Origin of the sequence: Halobacteriovorax sp. DA5, from assembly GCF_002903145.1 — a bacterium.
Classification (GTDB): Bacteria; Bdellovibrionota; Bacteriovoracia; order Bacteriovoracales; family Bacteriovoracaceae; genus Halobacteriovorax_A.
The window spans coordinates 285412-304974 of record NZ_PPDJ01000001.1; the positions used below are offsets into that span (position 1 = coordinate 285412).

The 19563-nt window shown below is 38.0% G+C and carries 16 protein-coding genes; 9 read left to right on the top strand and 7 right to left on the bottom strand.

What is annotated here, in order from left to right:
- Positions 1–5 precede the first annotated feature (5 nt).
- From C0Z22_RS01410 to C0Z22_RS01420, 3 genes are read right to left on the bottom strand one after another with little or no spacing between them, the layout of a single operon-like run.
- The gene (locus C0Z22_RS01410) at positions 6–497 is read right to left on the bottom strand and encodes a DUF501 domain-containing protein (RefSeq protein WP_158246763.1); all 492 of its coding nucleotides are present in this window, start codon (positions 495–497) and stop codon (positions 6–8) included.
- The gene (locus C0Z22_RS01415) at positions 494–1219 is read right to left on the bottom strand and encodes a hypothetical protein (RefSeq protein ID WP_103216544.1); all 726 of its coding nucleotides are present in this window, start codon (positions 1217–1219) and stop codon (positions 494–496) included. The genes C0Z22_RS01410 and C0Z22_RS01415 overlap by 4 nt, the downstream gene beginning before the upstream one ends.
- The gene (locus tag C0Z22_RS01420; RefSeq protein WP_103216545.1) at positions 1206–1841 is read right to left on the bottom strand and encodes a DUF3943 domain-containing protein; all 636 of its coding nucleotides are present in this window, start codon (positions 1839–1841) and stop codon (positions 1206–1208) included. Before C0Z22_RS01420 ends, C0Z22_RS01415 begins: the two co-directional genes overlap by 14 nt.
- Before the next feature lie 75 nt (positions 1842–1916).
- On the opposite strand from C0Z22_RS01420, the gene C0Z22_RS01425 reads away from it, so the two are divergent.
- Together C0Z22_RS01425 and gshA are read left to right on the top strand one after the other, a co-directional pair.
- A complete protein-coding gene (locus tag C0Z22_RS01425) occupies positions 1917–2927 on the top strand; it encodes a hypothetical protein (protein ID WP_103216546.1) in 1011 nt (336 codons plus the stop codon).
- A gap of 64 nt (positions 2928–2991) precedes the next feature.
- A complete protein-coding gene (gene gshA / locus C0Z22_RS01430) occupies positions 2992–4584 on the top strand; it encodes a glutamate--cysteine ligase (protein ID WP_158246764.1) in 1593 nt (530 codons plus the stop codon).
- Here gshA and C0Z22_RS01435 read toward each other — a convergent pair.
- Together C0Z22_RS01435 and C0Z22_RS01440 are read right to left on the bottom strand one after the other, a co-directional pair.
- Positions 4576–5571, bottom strand: coding sequence for an aspartyl/asparaginyl beta-hydroxylase domain-containing protein (locus tag C0Z22_RS01435; RefSeq protein WP_199177502.1), 996 nt, complete (start codon positions 5569–5571; stop codon positions 4576–4578). The genes gshA and C0Z22_RS01435 overlap by 9 nt on opposite strands.
- Before the next feature lie 96 nt (positions 5572–5667).
- Positions 5668–6786: a hypothetical protein gene (locus C0Z22_RS01440; RefSeq protein ID WP_146037748.1), complete on the bottom strand. Its 1119-nt coding sequence runs from the start codon at positions 6784–6786 to the stop codon at positions 5668–5670.
- A 140-nt stretch (positions 6787–6926) separates the two neighbouring features.
- On the opposite strand from C0Z22_RS01440, the gene C0Z22_RS01445 reads away from it, so the two are divergent.
- The 3 genes from C0Z22_RS01445 to C0Z22_RS01455 are packed head-to-tail and all read left to right on the top strand — an operon-like array spanning position 6927 to position 9378.
- Positions 6927–7565 (top strand): GNAT family N-acetyltransferase, encoded by a 639-nt coding sequence (locus tag C0Z22_RS01445; RefSeq protein ID WP_103216549.1) that lies wholly within the window; start codon positions 6927–6929, stop codon positions 7563–7565.
- Position 7566: 1 nt separating this feature from the next.
- Positions 7567–8814 carry a diaminopimelate decarboxylase gene (gene lysA, locus C0Z22_RS01450; RefSeq protein WP_103216550.1) on the top strand — a complete coding sequence of 416 codons (1248 nt, stop codon included), beginning with the start codon at positions 7567–7569 and terminating at the stop codon, positions 8812–8814.
- Positions 8815–8823: 9 nt separating this feature from the next.
- Entirely contained in the window at positions 8824–9378 is a 555-nt protein-coding gene (locus tag C0Z22_RS01455; protein ID WP_103216551.1) for a hypothetical protein, read from the top strand.
- A gap of 15 nt (positions 9379–9393) precedes the next feature.
- On the opposite strand, the gene C0Z22_RS01460 is transcribed toward C0Z22_RS01455, so the two are convergent.
- Positions 9394–10281, bottom strand: coding sequence for an IS1 family transposase (locus C0Z22_RS01460; RefSeq protein WP_146037749.1), 888 nt, complete (start codon positions 10279–10281; stop codon positions 9394–9396).
- A gap of 197 nt (positions 10282–10478) precedes the next feature.
- On the opposite strand from C0Z22_RS01460, the gene C0Z22_RS01465 reads away from it, so the two are divergent.
- The 4 genes from C0Z22_RS01465 (at position 10479) to C0Z22_RS01480 (ending at position 16822) form a co-directional block, all read left to right on the top strand.
- Positions 10479–10757: a metal/formaldehyde-sensitive transcriptional repressor gene (locus C0Z22_RS01465; RefSeq protein ID WP_103216553.1), complete on the top strand. Its 279-nt coding sequence runs from the start codon at positions 10479–10481 to the stop codon at positions 10755–10757.
- Between the two features lie 3 nt (positions 10758–10760).
- Positions 10761–11708, top strand: a complete 948-nt coding sequence (gene dmeF / locus C0Z22_RS01470; protein ID WP_103216554.1) for a CDF family Co(II)/Ni(II) efflux transporter DmeF — start codon at positions 10761–10763, stop codon at positions 11706–11708.
- A gap of 152 nt (positions 11709–11860) precedes the next feature.
- The gene (locus C0Z22_RS01475) at positions 11861–15931 is read left to right on the top strand and encodes a tail fiber domain-containing protein (RefSeq protein WP_103216555.1); all 4071 of its coding nucleotides are present in this window, start codon (positions 11861–11863) and stop codon (positions 15929–15931) included.
- Positions 15932–16042: 111 nt separating this feature from the next.
- Complete coding sequence (locus C0Z22_RS01480) at positions 16043–16822, top strand: hypothetical protein (protein WP_103216556.1); 780 nt, start codon at positions 16043–16045, stop codon at positions 16820–16822.
- Between the two features lie 50 nt (positions 16823–16872).
- Here the strand turns inward: C0Z22_RS01480 and acnB are convergent, their stop codons facing one another.
- Entirely contained in the window at positions 16873–19434 is a 2562-nt protein-coding gene (acnB, locus tag C0Z22_RS01485) for a bifunctional aconitate hydratase 2/2-methylisocitrate dehydratase (RefSeq protein ID WP_103216557.1), read from the bottom strand.
- Positions 19435–19563: the final 129 nt, after the last annotated feature.

The window sequence follows — 19563 nt, forward strand, 5'->3', positions numbered from 1 at the left end:
TTGAATTAAGACTGTTTTAGTTTACGATCAACCATTTCACCAATTACGTGAGGGCGAACTAAGTGGTAGGCGTAAAACATATGAAGACACCTAAGGTGATAAAAGTCTCTAAGTCCTCCGATTCCAGTATCTGTAATCATCGGCATCATATTATCTGGTAATTCGAGATTCATTTCTTTAAAGAGTTTTACTCTTTCATCACGATATGATTCATGAATAGCTTTAACTTTCTCTTTAAGTTCTTCATCTGCATCAATCATTGCTTGAAGTTCTTTTGTAAATCCTTGTCCCTCAATCTGACTAATGGCCTTGTAAACAACAGGATCAACTAGCCAGTAGATTGTTGGAAATGGAACCTTATCAACAACTGGAGTAACCTTTATTGAAGCAGGCCTTGCATCAGCTGTTCTTGCTGAAACCTCAAGAATACCTCTGGCCTCTCTTTTTAGAAAAGCTTCAATTTGTTCAATATCTTTATCAGTTACTTGTGTGTTCAAAATAGAGATGCTCCTATTGTGTAAAAAATTGAGAATGAATTAATATCTTCTCGTGCACTTTGTTCTTGCAGAATTTCTACTTTCGTTCGGTTTGTACGATCGACTAAAGTCGCCTTGTATGATCGATAAGCGGCAACTGAAACTTCTGCAAAGAATGGAAAGTGATCAACTGTCTTTACTTGTTCAACGCCGATCGCAAGTGCTCCACCAAATGAATCATAATTAATCTTAAGTGACTTACCATTAGTATTAATATTAAAGTCATCTAGGTCAAGTGAGTTTAGAAGCCAGCTAGGGCCAAATTTGACATATGCTTTGAAAGTTTTGAATCCAATAAAGTCTAAAAAATCAATTTCGTAAACATCTGAGTTAATTCGTATCGTAGGAGTGATATTAAAGGATCTAAAATTTCCTTCGCCTTCAAGAACTCTATTCTCGTATGCGAAACGTAAGTCTCGTCCTCGCCCAAATGTTGTATGTGACTCAAGTCCAATCTCAATTCTTTCTAAGCGAAATGAAAATTGTGTATACATTCCAAGCGCTTTTGATTCTTCACGGTCTTCGATATCGTATTTATTTTCGTACTGATCGTCATCTAGCTCGTTAAAGATAGTATTTTGAAAAGTTACCCCTGCTCTTAGATAAAACTCATAAGGTCCTTTTTGTGCATAGGCAGAAGTTATAGAAAGTATGAATATTATGATCAGTTTAAAATTCTGCATGAAAGTAATATCCAATTGATTTCTTATCAATATTTGGCGCAATGACTGCGTATGATGTCCCTTCAAAAATTGAAGGAAATAAAGTCATCGGGTTAATAAGGTGACCAAAGAAATGCCCAACTTTACTATCTCCGTTAAGAAGTTGCATTGATAGTTTTTCGAATCCATAGCCCATAACCGCACCTAGTACAGGTGTTTGATAAAGGTCTTGAACAGAAGCTGGTTCAGTATAAACTTCGATGAGAAACTCAAAGATTGTGCTTGAAACAAAAGTTAGTGCCAGAGCATCAGCGTATCGATAATTTCGGGCTCGATAGTAAAGAAACATTTGAGAGCCTGTGTAAGGGTGAACCATATAGTTCCAAAAAGGCTCATCACGATCAAAAACTATTTTTCCAAAATTACTTCGGTAAACATCCCATGAACCTTCTTCTCTTACTGTATCCCATTGAGTTATTGGATAAGCGATTAAAGAGATACCAAAGACGAATCCAACATCTTTAAAAATTTCTTCTTTAGTATGGTCTCGATCTTGGTAGAAATACTCTGTTTTTGCAAAAGAAGTTCTTTGCAGTGACAGGGCAAGTAATGTAAAAGATATAGAAATAATAAAGCTTTTCACGATGTGTTCTTATATAAATTAAGCTACATTATGGCCAATAATACATTGCGATAATTAAGCCAGTTAATCATAAATATGAAAAAATTAATCTATTCTTTAATAATTTTATTTACCTCTGTTCAAGTTATAGCTCAAAACTCAAATTATCTTATTTTTAATGAGAAAACCGATGGTCCTTGGTTTCCAATTCAGCTCTATATTAACGGTTCATTTGATGTCATTCAAAATCCTTACTGGTTCAATCAGAAGGACTATTTTGAGAAACATAAGATTGTTTGGAACAAGGTAAAAGATCCTATTCATTCGATTAAGAAGAATGGTGGCCTTGATACTTTATTAAAGGAAGAGTTTCTAAGTAATCGCGTCCTACCTAATATTTTTTTACATACATTCGGTGGAGCTTACGAGACTAAGAAGCTCATGGAATATTCTGATTACTATGGAATTAAATGGGCCAAGACTTTTTCGTTTATTGTGACCTATGCGATGCACTTTGGTAATGAGGCCAATGAAACAACTCAACCTGAAGTATCTGCACTTGATCATATTGCAGACTTATATATCTATGACGTGGCGGCATTTCTACTTGGATTAAATGATCCATTTATGAATTTCATGGTTGATGAAATGGGGATGACAACTTGGCACTTCATGCCAGTCTATGATGTTGAGCATGAGGACTTTTTTAACGTTGGCCTAAATTATATTATGCGTCCTAAGCTTCTACACTTTAATAAGTTTAGGCCGCTCCTTTATATGGGAATGATGAATCTAGTAGGGCTTACTTACGATAACGGAGACCTTTCTCATTCTGTTGCTGCGGGGATGGCCTTTACTGATCCACTAGAGCAGAAGGGGCGCTTTGCTTATGGTTACTTTCTTGAAACCATGGGAAGACAAGCTGCGTCACTATTAATGAACAGTTCTGAAGACTTTAGGGTTCGTTTAAATCTATATCCTGCATTATTTCATTTCTATGCTGATAGCGCATCTAACTTCGCTCTAATGCTAGGGCAAACGAAGAATGATGACTTTGCCTTTGGAATAAATTATGAGCTGCCAATAAGTATTGGGAATCTTAACTAGGTTAAGATTAGCTTGCTTGCGTAATGCTGAAAGCGTACTATAGATGCGAAATATAGGACGATTTATGACGGTTAAAATTAATAAGCAAGCACTCAAAAACTATCAAGAAAAATACGGAAGTGATTCAATCCTTAATGTAAATAAAGGACTTGAGAAAGAGGGCCTTCGTGTAATGGTTGAAGATGGCAAGCTTTCAAGTTCCGATCATGACCCAAAATTTGGTTCAAAACTTCTTCATAAATGGATAACTACCGACTTTGCAGAAAGTCTTCTTGAGTTCATCACTCCTGTTTCAAAATCAAATGATGAAACTTTAAAAACTCTGGGAAATCTTCAACACTATGTTTTAGAACAAGATTCAAGTGAAGTCATTTGGCCATCATCAATGCCTTGTATCTTACCGGAAGATAAAGATATTAAGCTTGCTTACTACGGAGAGAGTAACTCTGGCCGTTTAAAGACTCTTTATCGCTCTGGTCTTGGCCTTCGCTATGGAAGATCAATGCAGGCGATTGCGGGACTTCATTACAATTTTTCAATGACAGATGAATTTTGGAAAAATTGGCATGAGTTAAGTGGAAGCTCTTTATCGCTTCAACTTTTTATTAATGAGGAATACTTAAATCTTTGTCGAAACTTTAGAAGTTATTCAAATATTCTCTTATATCTTTTTGGAAACTCTGTTTCTGTTCATGAGTCCTTCCTTAGTGGTAAGAAACATTCACTAGATGTGATTCATGAAGATGAGAAATATGGCAAAACTTTTGGCTCGAAAGAAGGGACATGCTTAAGGATGGGGGGACTTGGTTATACAGGTGCTTCTCAAAACGGTATTCGAATTTGTTACAACGGTCTTGATAGTTATTGCGATAGTTTAGAAGAAGCTCTGCAAATGAATTTTGCAGATTTTGATAAGATTGGTTTAAGGAATGAGAAAGGAGAGCTTCAGCAAATTAGTACTCACATTCTGCAAATTGAAAATGAATTCTATTCAATCATTAGACCTAAAAGAATTGCTCCTCCTGGCAAGAGTGCTCTTGCTAGCCTAAGAAGCAAGGGGATTGAATATATTGAGGTTAGACTTCTCGATCTCAACCCATTTGCAAAGAATGGAATTACCAAAGTTCAAATGGACTTCTTAGATGCGTTCTTATTGTCGTGCCTATTCTTGCGAGCGGATAGATGCAATCGTGAAATTTATAATGAGATTGAGAATAATAATCAGCTTATTGTTAAACAGGGAAGAAAGCCTGGCCTAGAAATTAGCGTTGATGGTGAGAAAAGAAATTACCAAGAATATCTAACAACATTCTTTAATCAAATGGCCGAAGTCATTGAAGCTATATCAGATGGTGAGCGTAAGAAAGCATTACTTTTTGCTATTGAAGAGCAACGTAAGTTAATTGATCCTGCTAACACTCTTTCACAAAAAGTATTTGATCTTGTTTCAAAGAAAGGTCATATTCAGGCGATGAAGGATCTTGCGCTAGAGCATCGTAAGGAGCTGGCCGCTGTAGAAGTAAATCATGTATTTCAAGAAGAATTAGAGCTTGAGAAGAATGCATCGATGCAGCGTCAGGTGGACTTTGAGAAATTAGACGACGTAGACTTTGAAGAATACGTCGCCGCTTATGTTGCTTCTAGTTTTTCAAAATAACGATTGAATAAAAGTTAGCACTAAGTAAATTAAACCAAATGCAATTGCTAGTAATGTTAGATTTACTGTATGTTTAATAATTTTATATAGCGCCAGGTTTGTTTCTTTTAGAGTTCTTACTTTTAAAAGAGTAGGTGTTACTGCTCCAAAGATGGCATTAACTAGTCCTCTTTGATCTCCCGGAACATTTGGAACGAGAGTAATTCTCATAATCAGCTTAAAGATAAAGTTAATGATTTTTCCTATGATATTCGTTGGGCGATCAACTTCAAGCATAAGGATAATTCTTTCATTTTCAGAATTGTTGAAAGCAAAGTGAAGATAGGTCTCATCAAATAGTAGGGCCTCTCCATCGCGCCAAGAATAGTCAGTTCCATCAATATTAATATAACAACGATCATCGTTAGGTGTTTTTAAACCTAAGTGGTAGCGAAGTGAAGTGGCAACTGGATCTAAGTGCTTTGTTAGTTTTGATCCTACTGGAAGAATTGAGTACATGGCACCGTTTACACCAGGAACTTTAGAAACAAGTTCAACTGTTTTTGGACACAGCTCTTTTGCTGACTTTAAAGTCGTTCCATACCAAGTAAGATAAAATTTAGACCAACCGTATTTATAAAAAGTTCTAAAACCAATGTCGTAATATGCACTTGAAGTTGGATCTTTTACTTTATCAAAATATCCATTTTCTCTAAGATTTACCGCCTCATCGCGAATTGTTTCCCAGTTATCTTGAACTAGTTTTAACTCTGGAAAGTCTGCAAGATTCATAATTGGCTTAGCTGCTCTCTTCTTAGTGAACATATAAAGTAGGCAGTTAAGTGGTGCAAAAATTGGCCAGCCTTTGCGGAGATAGAAGTTTAAGCTCTCATATCTTTCTGTTCCACGGTAAGCGTAGACATAGCCCATTGAGGCAATACCAAAAAGAAAGAGAAAAATAAGTACAGATATAACGCTAATAGTCTTATCCTCGTTTAAGTTTAACAATTAGAATCAAATATACCTCAAGGAGCCGCTTTCCTCCATGATTTTTCTCACTATGTGTAATGTGTCATTTTAAATTTTGCGCTCTTTGCAAACTGTTCACTCTAGCTCAGGATGCTTAACAACGCCTTTATAGATTGGCTTACATTTTCCAACGCCGACAAATTGGAATGTTGAACTAGTTACACTTGAGACTGGGGCCGTGGCCGTGTCGAGGAAGGCCTTGGTTTTTGAAATTTCTGGTTTTGAAAATGTTCCCTTAATTATCTGTTGCAGTTCCGGGCAATATTTTTCATCAATTACTGAAACAACGAGATCTTTAAAAGTTTGCTTCTCAATATTGGCACCACCTTGAGCAATGATTAAGTGCTCTTGTGTTGCCACTGCAACATCTTCAAAGATTATAAGATCTCCCGTAAGTGTTATTGCAGCATTGACTTGCTTAAGGTTTGTGTCTCCTCCTCGAAAACCTCCAATCGTTTGTCCAAGGCTGGCCGCACTTGTATAGAGAAGGCCTATTGGTCCTAAGGCCAAGACGGCCGCGGCGTCGATGATTCCAATATTGCGAGTGTCTAAAAAATTTGTAATAACATCATCAACCCTAAAGCCTTTTAAGACTAAGTTCTTTCCTGAAACACTTGCTTTGATATCACCATTCACTTGTGCATTGATGTTAATTAATCCAGAGAGCCCTAAAGATGCATCAAAGTATTTAATGACATTGTTAATATCAAGATCGTTATATTTGAAACGAATATCTTCTAGATTTACTAAGTTAAAAGTTAGGTTACCTCGATTCTTAGAACCAAAGTCAGGAATAAAAATTTGGCTTACTTCAATTATTGTCCCTTCTTTCTTATGAACAAAGCAATTCATACTTTTAAGTTTGAATTTTTGTAATTGAATTTCTTGTGCCCTCACTTTTATTTTGGAATTTAGCGCCTGCAAATAGCGATCGATATTTTTAGCATCGACATCAATTTCTAAAAAGTCGATATTAACAGATTTGATTTTTAATATATTCTTTTCATCTATTTGATAGCTCAAGTTATGGAGGGCCCAATGGCCTATACTGATTTTTTCAACTTGCTCTATTCTTACTCCCGCCATGGCAAGAGACTTTTTGATCACCCATTTATAATTTAGGATAAGAATGACTAGGCCAGTGATGAAAGTAAGTGCCAAGCTTATGAATATCTTTTTATATATTTTTTTCATGAGTAAATTGGTCGGTCATTGTTAAATAGTTTGTATTTGTCACAATTAAAACACATAAGAACATCATCTAAAATAAAAACTTTATTAATTGAATTAATAATCTCCACCACTTTTATGGATGAGCTATAATAGATTAAATTATGTTTAAAAAGTTAATTACTCAAACATTGAAGTCATCGTCTAAAACATATAAAGAGTATAATTCATACTGTCCTTATATTGTGGATCACAAGTCTAGGCCTGTACCTGACGAAATAAAAACACGATATGCTAGGTATGATGATGCTCAGGCCATTGCTCGTATTATTAATGAAAATAATATTGATCCAAACCTTGATTATTCTTTCTTTTTTGAAAGAACGAAAAAAGAGTTGGCCCGTGGTGGAAACTTAAAAGGTTTTCATCTGATTGTTGCCATTCTTGATGAAGAAATAGTTGGTTATGGAAGATCAATTCTCTATACACAAGAAATGGTCAATCAGTATAAGTACAAAGCACCTGTCGGTTGGTATCTTATGGGACTTACTGTTCTTCCAGAATATCGTGGCCGTGGTATTGGTGATCTCTTAACTCAAGAGCGACTTAAACACATTGGGCAAATTTCAACGAAAGCTTATTATGTTGTTAATGCAAAAAATAAAACCTCTATTAAGATGCATGAGAAGTACGGTTTTAAATTAAAAGAAGAAGGCCAAGGTTTCTTAAAAATATCATTTAATGGCGGATTAGGAATGCTGTATGAATGCAGCTTAATAACTAGAGAAGTAGATAAGGACTAAAATGGATTTTTTCAATTATAGAGAAAATGAATTATTTGCAGAGGATAATAAAGTAGCCGATCTTGTTCAAAAGTATGGAACTCCACTTTATATCTATTCTTTGAAAACATTTAAGAGACACTTTCTAGCTTTTCAAGAACCTTTAAAAGAACATCGTCATTTAATTTGTTATGCAGTTAAGGCGAATTCAAATATTAATATCTTAAAAGAACTGGCCGCAATGGGCAGTGGTTTTGATATCGTTTCTCGTGGTGAACTTGAAAGAGTATTGGCAGCAGGTGGACAAGCATCAAAGACGGTTTTTTCTGGGGTAGGAAAGTCTTATGATGAAATTGAGTTTGCACTTGAAAAAGGTATTAAATGCTTAAATGTCGAATCAGTAGCTGAGCTTAGAAGAATTAATGAAGTTGCTAAAAAAATGAAAAAGAAGGCACCGGTTTCAATTAGAGTGAATCCAGATGTCGATGCTAAAACGCACCCATATATTGCAACAGGTTTAAAAGAAAATAAATTTGGTATTTCATTTCAAAAAGCGCAAGAAGTCTATGACATCGCACATTCATTAGACTCGATCAGTGTCGAAGGCATTGACTGCCACATTGGTTCGCAGCTTACTAATATCGGTCCTTTTCTAGAGGCATTAGAGAGGCTAAAACAATTAGTTGATACTCTAAGAAAAAACGGTACGCCCCTTAAGCATATTGATCTAGGAGGGGGATTAGGAGTTAAATACCGTGATGAAGTTCCTCCTCATCCAAGTGAATATCTTGCTCAAGTAATTAAGAGCCTTGAGGACTATCCTGAGTTAGAACTTATCTTTGAACCTGGTCGAGCGATTGCTGCTAATGCGGGAATACTTGTGACAAAGCTTGAGTACATTAAGGAAAATGAGGGGAAGCATTTTGCTATTGTTGATGCGGCAATGAATGATTTAATGCGACCGGCCCTTTATCAAGCATGGCAAGAAGTCATCAAAGTCGATCAATCAGTTAGAGGAATAAAAGAAAATTTTGATATCGTTGGCCCAGTATGTGAGACAGGGGATTATCTTGCAAAAGATAGGGAGCTTGAACTAAGTGAGGGAGAGTTGTTAGCAATTCGCTCTTGTGGTGCTTATGGCTTTACGATGTCTAGTAATTATAATTCAAGACCAAGAGCATGTGAGTTGCTTGTTGATGGCGATAAAAATCGTTTAATAAGAAAGCGAGAAACTTACCAAGATCTTTACTACTTGGAACAATGTGATTAGGATCCAAATATGAATTCAAAAACTGTAACACTAACACCACTTTTTCCAACAACAGAATGGGCCTGGGATATTTCAAAGGATCAAGGTAATACGGTTCGTATTTTACATCCTTCAGGAAATGTTTTTATTTCACAAGTGATTTTAAATCGTCAGTCTCGTTTAGAAGGTAACGAACAAAAGATTTATGACCTTAATTTAAAAGATGTCGATCTTATCGCTTATATTATGGATTACTTCATTAACAAGGCCACAACGAAACTTAATCGCGGTAATGCCATGATTGTTGCTGGAAACCTTGTTAGTAGTTATCGTTTTCGTCTACCTTTAGGACCGGAAACACTTCCACTTGAAGATCAAAAGACTACCTTTGGTGAATACCGTAAGTTTGGTGAACACAAGCTCTTCATGCAAGGTGAGGAGTTAAATGTTTTCGTTATTGGAAAAGAAGGCAAGAATGAGTTCTATGCCGTAACACTCAATGATACAAAAATTGGGGACTTCAATATTCCTAAACTTGAGCTTTTAAAATTTCCTCGTTCATACTTTAGACAAAGCTTTGATTAATAATAACTGGCCCTTTCAAATGGTGTTAATCTCATAGCGTAGATACTTAAAATTATAATAGCTTATAAAGATATTTAGGTGCTGCTGAAGTCTTCTCGGAGACTTTGTGGAGCACCATGTTTTTCTCACAAGCCGATTAATTGAATCCCTAAACATCGCACAGGTGTGATTTAAGATGAATAGCGGATCATAACCTTTCTTCTTCAATTCTCCCTGACCTGCAACACATGACCTTCCACCTTCGTAAGTTTTATATGTGCAAGATGATAAGTATTTTGAAATAAACTTGGGATAGGTCTTAAACATATCTGAGCTAACGGTAGCGTCGATATCAATCGTTTTATAAATTTTTTCAAATAATTGCGTTAGCCCAACTTCGTGAAAGCTCGGTCTATATCCATATTTTTTACGTGATTTTTTTGCGAGGTGACCAAATGCTGGAATTTGTGAAACCTCGGCTCCAAGGATCAAACGAGTCTTCTTGTCTACGGCAAGAGAGATTGAAAGAGGCTTCATCTTTGTGTGCTCATGAGTGATCATATCGTCAAATTGCATGTGAGATATTTTATTATTTTCTAGATGCTTGATAAGTTTTGCATGATTTCTTAGCGCTCTTTTTTCGAGAATATCCATGCGCCTGGCGATGGTTTTACGATCAATACGTAGGACTCTTGCAATTCGCCTCATCGATGCTTTTGAACAAAGAAGGTGCTCTATCGTCGAAGTATCTCGCCTTCTGCGATGCCTATAGTGGTCACTGTAGGTTGCGTGAGAGAATCGTTTTCCACAATTTTTACAACGAAAGCGTTGAATCTTGCGAGAATCGTCCGCACGAAAATAACTTCCGTCTTTAATAATATTATTTGGAAATGAACATGTTTTATTAGGGCAGATAACTTTCATATGGAAAGTTATGCAAGAGGTAGTCTACTTAGTTCATGTTAAGTATTTAAAATTACTTACTTTGAAAACAATGCTTCTAATTTTTTTAGAATCCCATAACACCATTTTTAAGGACCAGTTTATGATTTTACAGGGCATTTCTTCGCTCTATCTTTATATATTATACTGGGGTATAGTATAGTGAGCGGAGGTTAACGATGGCCCATATTCATCAAAATAAGAAAAAAATTATCACGCGAATAAGACGTATCAAGGGACAACTTGAAGCGGTTGAGCGTGCTCTTGAAGAAGATAAGGATTGCTACAGCATTTTACAAACTCTGGCCGCGTGTCGCGGTGGACTTAATGGCCTAACTGGAGAGTTGATTGAAGAACATGTGAAGAACCATGTGATGGTTTCACCACTTGATCCAAAGACTCCTCAGGATGAAGCTGCAATTGAATTAGTAAATTTAATAAAAACTTATTGGAAGTAAAGTATGAAACATAAAGAACATTTAGAACCACATAATTATGTCCTAGAAGATGATCGTCTAGGCTCAAATGAAAAGAGAACGATGCTTGTTATTCTTTTAACATTTGTCACGATGGTAGCAGAGATTGGCTATGGTTATTTTACGGGGTCAATGGCCTTACTTGCTGATGGCTGGCATATGGGCTCTCACGTTGGTGCACTTGGGATAACTGTTATCGTTTACCGCTTGGCACGTTCTGAAAAAATAAATGAAAAGCTTAGCTTTGGTGCAGGTAAGATGATTCCTTTGGGAGGCTACACAAGTGCGCTTATGTTGGGAATTGTTGCTATTGTGATGGGAGTTGAATCTATTGGCCGCTTTTTAAATCCAATGGAAATTAAATTTGAAACGGCCATCCTTGTGGCCATCATTGGTTTAATTGTAAATATCCTAAGTGCAGTTCTTCTATGGGACTCCCATGACCATCATCATGGACATGATCACGGTCACAGTCACGATCACAGTCATGGCCATAACCATGTTCATGACCACAACCACCGCTCAGCACTTCTTCATGTTATTGCCGATGCTCTAACTTCTGTCATGGCCATTGCGGCACTCTTTGCTGGAAAGTATTTTGGTTGGAACTGGGCCGATCCTATTATTGGAATTCTAGGTGCCATCGTTATCTTAAAATGGGCATGGGGACTTGCTAAAGATACAGTCTGGGAACTACTTGATGGGAACTCTAAATTATTTGATGAGGAAGAGATTAGAAAACTTTTCTCTCACGATGATGATATAGAAATAGCAGACCTTCACCTCTGGAGAATTGCTCCAAATGCTCATGCTTGTGAAGTGATGATTTACAATTGTAATTTGAAGGGGAGTGAATACTACCGCGAGAAAATTTTAGCTAAGTACAATATTTCTCATCTCATTGTGGAAGAGCGTCTTTGTACAAATTCATAATTTTATAAGTATTTAAAATGCCGTATTTTTGGGGCAGCAATGCCCCATCTTTTTAGTCTACCTCTTATCATTTCAGTACTTTATTTGCCGATTTTTAATTTGTATTAAAATTCTCATACGAATTTAATTGAGCTCGTCGATAAAGAGGCGAAATGATGAAGATATTTAAGAAATCATACATTCATATTTTATGCCTACAGCTACTGGTTACTAGTTGTGTGCCTGAGATTCAACGTCGTGAAAATTCACGTGGAGAAGTTCAGGTAAGCAATATTAGTGTTCAAGGTGATAAGCTTAGAATTGTAGGTTCAAGTCTTCATAAGGTTGAAAATATTCGCATCACTGATAAGAGTGGGACGACTTCAGACTTTTCAATTGGATCGCAAAATGAGGGAGAAATCATTGCAGATGCTCTTTCAAATACTCTTCTTCCTCTAAATCAAATTCTTACGATGACTTTGCAAAGTGCAAATGGTGCAAGCACGTTTACGATTAATGTTGATCTTCCAGATCTTGGTGCTTCTCATGGGCAGATACTCCAATACAATGCCATCACAAGAAAGTGGGCACCTGCTAATCAACCAACTTCTAGCGTTACCTCTGTTAATGGAAAGTTAGGTGCGGTTAATCTCACAGTTGATGATCTTTACGATACAGATACAAGTGGAGCAATCTCAGGCTCTATTTTAAAGTTCAATGGAACAAATTGGGTTATTGGTACAGATGAAGGTGGTTCTTCAACAAATGCAACTTCAATTCACAATCGACTCGTTTCGAATATCACTCCTACTGATGGCCAGGCACTTGTTTGGAGCAGTAGTAATTCTTCTTGGGTTCCTTCAACTATCGCAAGCGGTGGTGGAGGTGGAACTGGAGAGGCCAATACAGTTTACTCAACTGGTGGAACTTCAATCTTCAAACAAAAAGTTGGTAGTCAGCTTCAGTTTAAAGGTCTTTCTCCATCTTCTGATATTAATATTACTGAAGGATCAAACTCTCTTGGTCTTCAAATAAGCACAGCAAATGGTGCAAACCAACTTCTAAGACTTGATTCTCTTGGAAGACTACCTGCTCTTGATGGTTCCCAGTTAACAGGCATCTCTGGTGGAGGTGGTGGAAGTGGTGAAACTAACACGATGTCGACAGCATCTGGTGCTTCTATCTTTAAGCAGAAGTCTGGTGTGGACTTTGTTATGCGTGGTATTTTAGGTTCATCTGATTTCGTTATTAATGAGAGTACAAATACAGTTGATTTTCAAATCAATACGGCCAACGGTGCCAATCAACTTCTAAGATTAGATTCTTCTGGTCGTCTTCCGGCACTCGACGGTTCTTTGCTAACTGGAATCGCAGCAGGTGGTGGGGATACAACTTTACAATCACGAGATGTTTCTGCTGCCGCACCTACAAATGGTCAGGCACTTTTATGGAATGATGTAAGTCAGCAGTGGGAGCCTGCCACTATTACTGCTGGAGGTGCTGGTGGTGAAGTTAATACGGCCTCAAGTGCAGGTGGCGAAGCAATTTATCAAAATAAAGTAGGCTCAAACTTAGTCTTTAAAGGGCTATCAAATACTACTGATATTTCTTTAACAGGAAATGCAAATGATATTCAAATCGGAATAAATACTTCAAATGGAGCGGGACAGATTCTTCGTCTTGACTCTTTCGGACGTCTTCCTGCACTAGATGGATCTCTTTTAACTGGTATTGCGGCTTCTGCATCAGGTGATGCTGTTAGCTTACAAACGAGAGATATTTCATCAACTGCGCCAACTGATGGCCAGGTTCTTACTTGGAATAATTCTGTTTCAGAGTGGGAGCCTCAAACACTTGCAGCTGCAAGCTCTGATGCGACAACTCTTCAGACTCGCAATGTTGCGACAACTGCTCCTGCCGATGGACAGGCGCTTGTTTGGAATAACGGAACTTCACAGTGGGAGCCACAAACGATTATTTCTGGTGGTGGGTCTGGTGAGAATAACACAATCTCAAGTGCTGGAGGAGTTTCACTTTTCAAGCAAAAATCGGGTGTTGATTTAATTCTTAAAGGTCTTCAAGGATCTACAGACTTCACTGTTTCTGGTAGTACGAATACTGTTGATCTACAGATCAATACATCAAATGGTGCAAATCAACTTTTAAGACTGGATGCCTCTGGTCGTCTACCTGCGATTGATGGATCTCTTCTAACAGGAATTGCTGGTGGAAGCTCTGATGCAACAGCAATTCAATCTCGTACAGTATCTGCTGTTGCTCCTGCCAATGGACAAGCTCTTTTATGGAATAGTACAAGCTCTCAATGGGAACCAACTACAATTGTTACTGGTGGTGCCGGTGGTGAAGCCAATACTGCTTCTAGTGCTGGAGGAGAAGGTTTATTCCAAGCAAAAGTTGGAACGAATCTCGTCTTTAAAGGTTTAACTGGTGGAAGTGATATTACTCTGACAGGTAATACTAATGATGTGCAAATTAATGTAACAACTGCAAATGCGGCCAACGAGCTTTTAAGACTTGATGCTTTCGGACGTTTACCTGCTGTTGATGGTTCACAGTTAACTGGTATTGCTACATCGGATAATACAATTCAATCTCGTGCCGTTGCTTCTACTGCTCCTACTGATGGGCAGGCCCTTGTGTGGAATAACACTGCTTCTCAATGGGAGCCGCAAACAATAAGTGCGGGAGCAGGTGGGGAGTCTAATACGATTTCTAGTGTCGGTGGTGCTAGCTTATTTAAACAAAAGACAGGTGTTGATCTTGAATTAAAAGGTCTGACAGTAACGAGTGACCTTGCTATTACTGAAAATGTAAATGATGTTCAAGTGGGAGTTAATACTTCTAATGGAGCAAACCAATTACTACGTCTTGATGCTTCTGGACGACTACCTGCTATCGATGGTTCACAATTAACAGGTATTGCTGCCGCAGGTGAAGTCAATACGGCCAGTAATCTCGGTGGTTCTTACGGGGTATTTGCACAAAAGAATGGTAGCGAACTTCAATTTAAAGGTTTTAACTTTAGCACTGACTTTAGTATTTCTGATGTTGGTGACTATTACGATATAACTCTATTAACATCAAATGCGGGTGGAGAGTTACTTCGTCTTGAATTAGATGGTAAACTGCCTTCCTTAGATGCAACAAACCTGTATAATCTTCCTGCAAGTGATACGACATTACAATCTAGAAGTGTATCTCCAAATCCTCCTTCTAACGGACAAGTCTTAACTTGGAATGGTACTTTTTCTGAGTGGGAACCTGCGGATCTTACAGTATCTGGTGATGATCTTGGAAGTCACATGGCCACGCAGAACTTTCAAATTGGGGCCAATTATATTTCTTATTCTGGCCTAGATGAAGGTCTCTATGTAAACCTTGGTGGTAATGTTGGGATCGGAACAAATACACCAGCGGCCGATCTTCATATTTCGGACTCTCATGCGGAAATGAAAATTCAAGATTCTAATGTTGGAATTTCTTCTGAAGTAAACTTCACACTCCTTGCGGATGGTTCAGAAGCCGGTTTTGCGCTTCTTAATTCAAATTATGACTGGGCCGCAGATTTTCCTGATGCTTCATGGTCTGATGTCATGCTATTTCACTCAGCACCTGAAACAGCTAATGGAATGCGCATGCATGCATTTGCTGGAGACATTAATCTATCAGTTGGGGATGCCATTCTTACTGATGTGCTAAATGTAAACGGAACAAATGGAAACGTAGGGATTCTTACAACTACGCCAAGTGGGTCCTTTGCCTTAGATGTAAATGGATCAGTTAGAGGGACAGCAGCCTTTGACTCAACATCTGATGAGCGTCTCAAAAAGAAAGTGACATCGATCTCTAGTGAAATCTCAATTTTAGATAAGCTCTCTCTTCTAGATGGAGTTTATTTCGAGTGGAGAAAAGATGAATTTCCTCAAAAGAACTTTAAAGAAGGAAGAGATATCGGTGTTATTGCTCAAAACGTAGAGAAGGTATTTCCTGAGGCCGTATCAAGAGATGAGAATGGTTATTTAAGTGTTGCTTACGCAAAATTAGTTGCGCCGCTTATTGAAGCCGTTAAGAGTTTATTTTCTATTTCAAAGGATCAGGGAAGAGATATTGCTTCTCTTGAGGCCAGAACTAAAAAGCTTGAAGAAGAGAATCAGATGCTTAAGCAAGCTCTTTGTGAAATGAATCCGAAAGCGAAGATTTGTCAAAGCAAACAATCTAAGTAGTCGTAATTACAAAAGACTCCCATGGTTTTACAGAAGATTTTATAGGCTCCCTTGAGTTTGGTGGCGATGCGTTATAAAAATCCATCTAGAACAAAAACACGGGACGATTCTATGAGATCTATTTATCTATCACTTTTGATAGCGTTAACAACATTTAGCGCACATTCTGCCATGGCCCAAACGACTAAGCAGAAATTCTGTAAAGAAAGAGAAAATAAGCACTTTGTTAGGAATCAGATGATGACAAAGATAAGTGCTCACATGGGCTTTAGAAATTACGGAGGCCTTCTTAATGGTGGTGTTTGTTGGTGGCACTCGCGCTTTCATCGTAATGCCCTTTATCTTGGAATCTTTAGGCCAGAGTATTCGAAACCATCAGAAGATGAAGCGAAGACTATCATAAAAGCAATTCGTCGAGGCCGTAGTGTCGTTGAGATTCCTGGTTATCGAAACTTAAGAGAGTTCTCAATTGATAATGATCACTTAATTCAAAATGAACTTGAGGCTTGGCAAAGAACTGATGGGTTTATTAATCAGCAGTGGGTGATTGGTTTACTTGGAACAGCTAAGCGAAGCGAAAATGGTATGAGAAAGATGATGGATGGACTTTATGATCGCGTTGTTAATCAAGGTGATGTGACTTATCAGAAATTACAAATTAAGGGAATCGATGCTCACGCTTGGCTTGTTGTGGATATGAAGAAGACGAGAACAGGTTATACTCTTTATGCAGTTGATAGTAATTTTCCTGGAGAGCTGCAAAAGGTTCGCTACAATTATGGAGATAAATTCTTTCACTATAATCGTTGGTATGGAGAGTTTGCTCCGTACACGGGAAGGAAAGTTGAGATCAAAAGAGTTAAGAAAGTAATTAAAGAATTTTGCGAATAAAAAAAAGGGAGCTATTAAGCTCCCTTTCTTTTTTATCTATGTTGCTTTTATTAAGCTTCATCAATTGAGAAATTTTCCATCTGATCAAAGTTTAGGTAACGATAGATTGAATCGTCCTTACCTTGAAGTGGTTGCATCATCTCTAGGTACTCATCTGGTTTTGGTAGGTAACCAAGTTTTGCAGCGATAGCAGCAAGCTCAGCAGATCCTAAGTAAACACGAGCATCTTTACCCATACGGTTATTGAAGTTACGAGTTGAAGTTGAGAACACTGTTACACCATCTTTAACACGTGCTTGGTTACCCATACATAGTGAACAACCTGGCATTTCAAGTCTAGCACCAGCAGCAGCGAACTTCGCGTAGAAACCTTCTCTTGTTAGTTGATCTTGATCCATTTTTGTTGGAGGACAAATCCAAAGTCTTGCATCAGCTTGACCTTGACCTTCAAGAACAGTTGCTGCCGCTCTGAAGTGACCGATATTTGTCATACAAGAACCGATGAATACTTCATCAATTTTATCACCTTGAACATCGCTTAGTTTCTTAACGTCATCTGGATCGTTTGGACAAGCAACGATTGGCTCTTTCATTTCATCAAGATTGATTTCGATAACAGCAGCGTACTCAGCGTTTGCATCCGCTTCCATCAGCTCACCATTTTCAATCCAATCATTAACTTCTGCGATACGTCTCTCTAGTGTTCCAACGTGTCCAAAACCGTTTGCGATCATTGACTGCATAAGAGCAACGTTTGATCTTAAGTATTCAACTACTGTTTCACGGCTTAGTTTAATTGTTGAACCAGCAGCACTTCTTTCTGCAGTTGCATCAGTAAGTTCGAATGCTTGCTCAAGTTTAAGATCTGGAAGACCTTCCATTTCTAGAATACGACCAGCAAAAATATTTTTCTTACCTTTCTTTTCTACAGTTAGTAGGCCTTCTTGAATTGCTTGGTAAGGAATCATGTTAACAACGTCACGAAGAGTGATACCTGGTTGTAACTTTCCTGTGAAACGTACAAGAACTGATTCTGGCATATCAAGTGGCATAACACCAAGTGCTGCAGCAAATGCGACAAGCCCTGATCCTGCTGGGAATGAAATTCCAAGAGGGAAGCGAGTGTGAGAGTCACCACCAGTACCAACAGTATCTGGAATTAGAAGACGGTTAAGCCAAGAGTGGATAATACCATCACCTGGTCTTAGTGCTACACCTTCTCTGTTTCTGATATATTCTGGAAGAGTTGCGTGAGTGATAACGTCACTTGGCTTTGGATAAGCAGCTGTGTGACAGAATGATTGCATTACAAGATCAGCATTGAACTTTAGACATGCAAGCTCAGTCATCTCATCTCTTGTCATTGGCCCAGTTGTATCTTGTGAACCAACTGTTGTCATTTTTGGAAGACATGAAGTACCTGGAAGAATTCCTGTCACTCCACATGCTTTCCCAACCATTTTTTGAGCAAGAGTATAACCTTGACCTTCGTGTGCAAGAGTTGTGTGTGGCTTAGCAAAGATTCCTGAATCATCAGCAGTTCCTTGTCCAAGAGACGCTCTTGCTTTATCTGTTAGCATTTTTCCGATAATTAGAGGAACACGACCACCAGCTCTATACTCATCTAGAATTGTTTCTGGAGCAACATCGTACTTTGCAAGTTCGCTACCTTTCTCATCAAGGATCTTTCCTTCAAGTGGACGAACTTCAATTACTGTTCCTGTTGTAAGCGCTGATACATCAAATCCGTGGATTGGAAGAGCACCAGAGTCTTGAGCAGTGTTAAAGAAGATCGGAGCAATTGTTTGACCGATAATAACACCACCACGTCTCTTGTTAGGTACGAAAGGAATATCGTCACCAATACACCATAGAAGAGAGTTGATTGCTGACTTTCTAGAAGAACCTGTACCAACAACGTCACCAACGAAAGTAACAGGAAGGTTAAACTTTTCTTTAAGGTCTGAGATTTGCTTTGGACCTTCTGGGAAAAGTGATCCACCCATAACATTTGCGTGAAGAGGGATATCCGCTCTTGTAAATGCAAATGGAGCAGGAGAGAAGTCATCTGTATTGATTTCACCGTCTACTTTGTAAACGACAGTTTTGATTGACTCATCAACTTGTGGCTTATTAGTAAACCATTCTGCATTTGCCCAAGATTCGATGATCTCTTTAGCAATAGCATTTCCACCATCTGCTAGTTTTTTAACGTCATCAAAAACGTTTACTGCAAGAGGAAGGTTTTTTAATTCTTTAGCAGCAAGCTTTGCAAGTGCTTCATCACTTCCTGCTACGATATCAGTTAGGCCTTGAAGGTTGAAACCACCAACCATTGTACCTAATAATTCAACTGCATATTCTTTTGAAATTAGTGAACAAGTGTGTGCACCTTTTGTAATACCAATTAGAAAGCTTGCCTTTACTTGTGCAGCAGGGTCAACACCTGGATTGATACGATCTTTTAAAAGATCTAAAAGCTCCTGAGTTGGCTCAGATTCAAGAAGTTTTACAACTTCTGTTGCTTGTTCTTTTGTTAATGCTAATGGAGGAATACCTTCTTTGGCCCTTTCCTCAACATGTGCGTGATAATCTTCTAGAAAATTAGACATAGATCCTCGACTTTTTGAGTTAAATTCAGTTTTTTGTATTTGATTTATACATGCTTTTTTATCATCTTTTCGGGCCTTTTGCTAGTCGTTATCAGCTTTAAGGAGGCTTGACTAAATTAACTTTTTTTA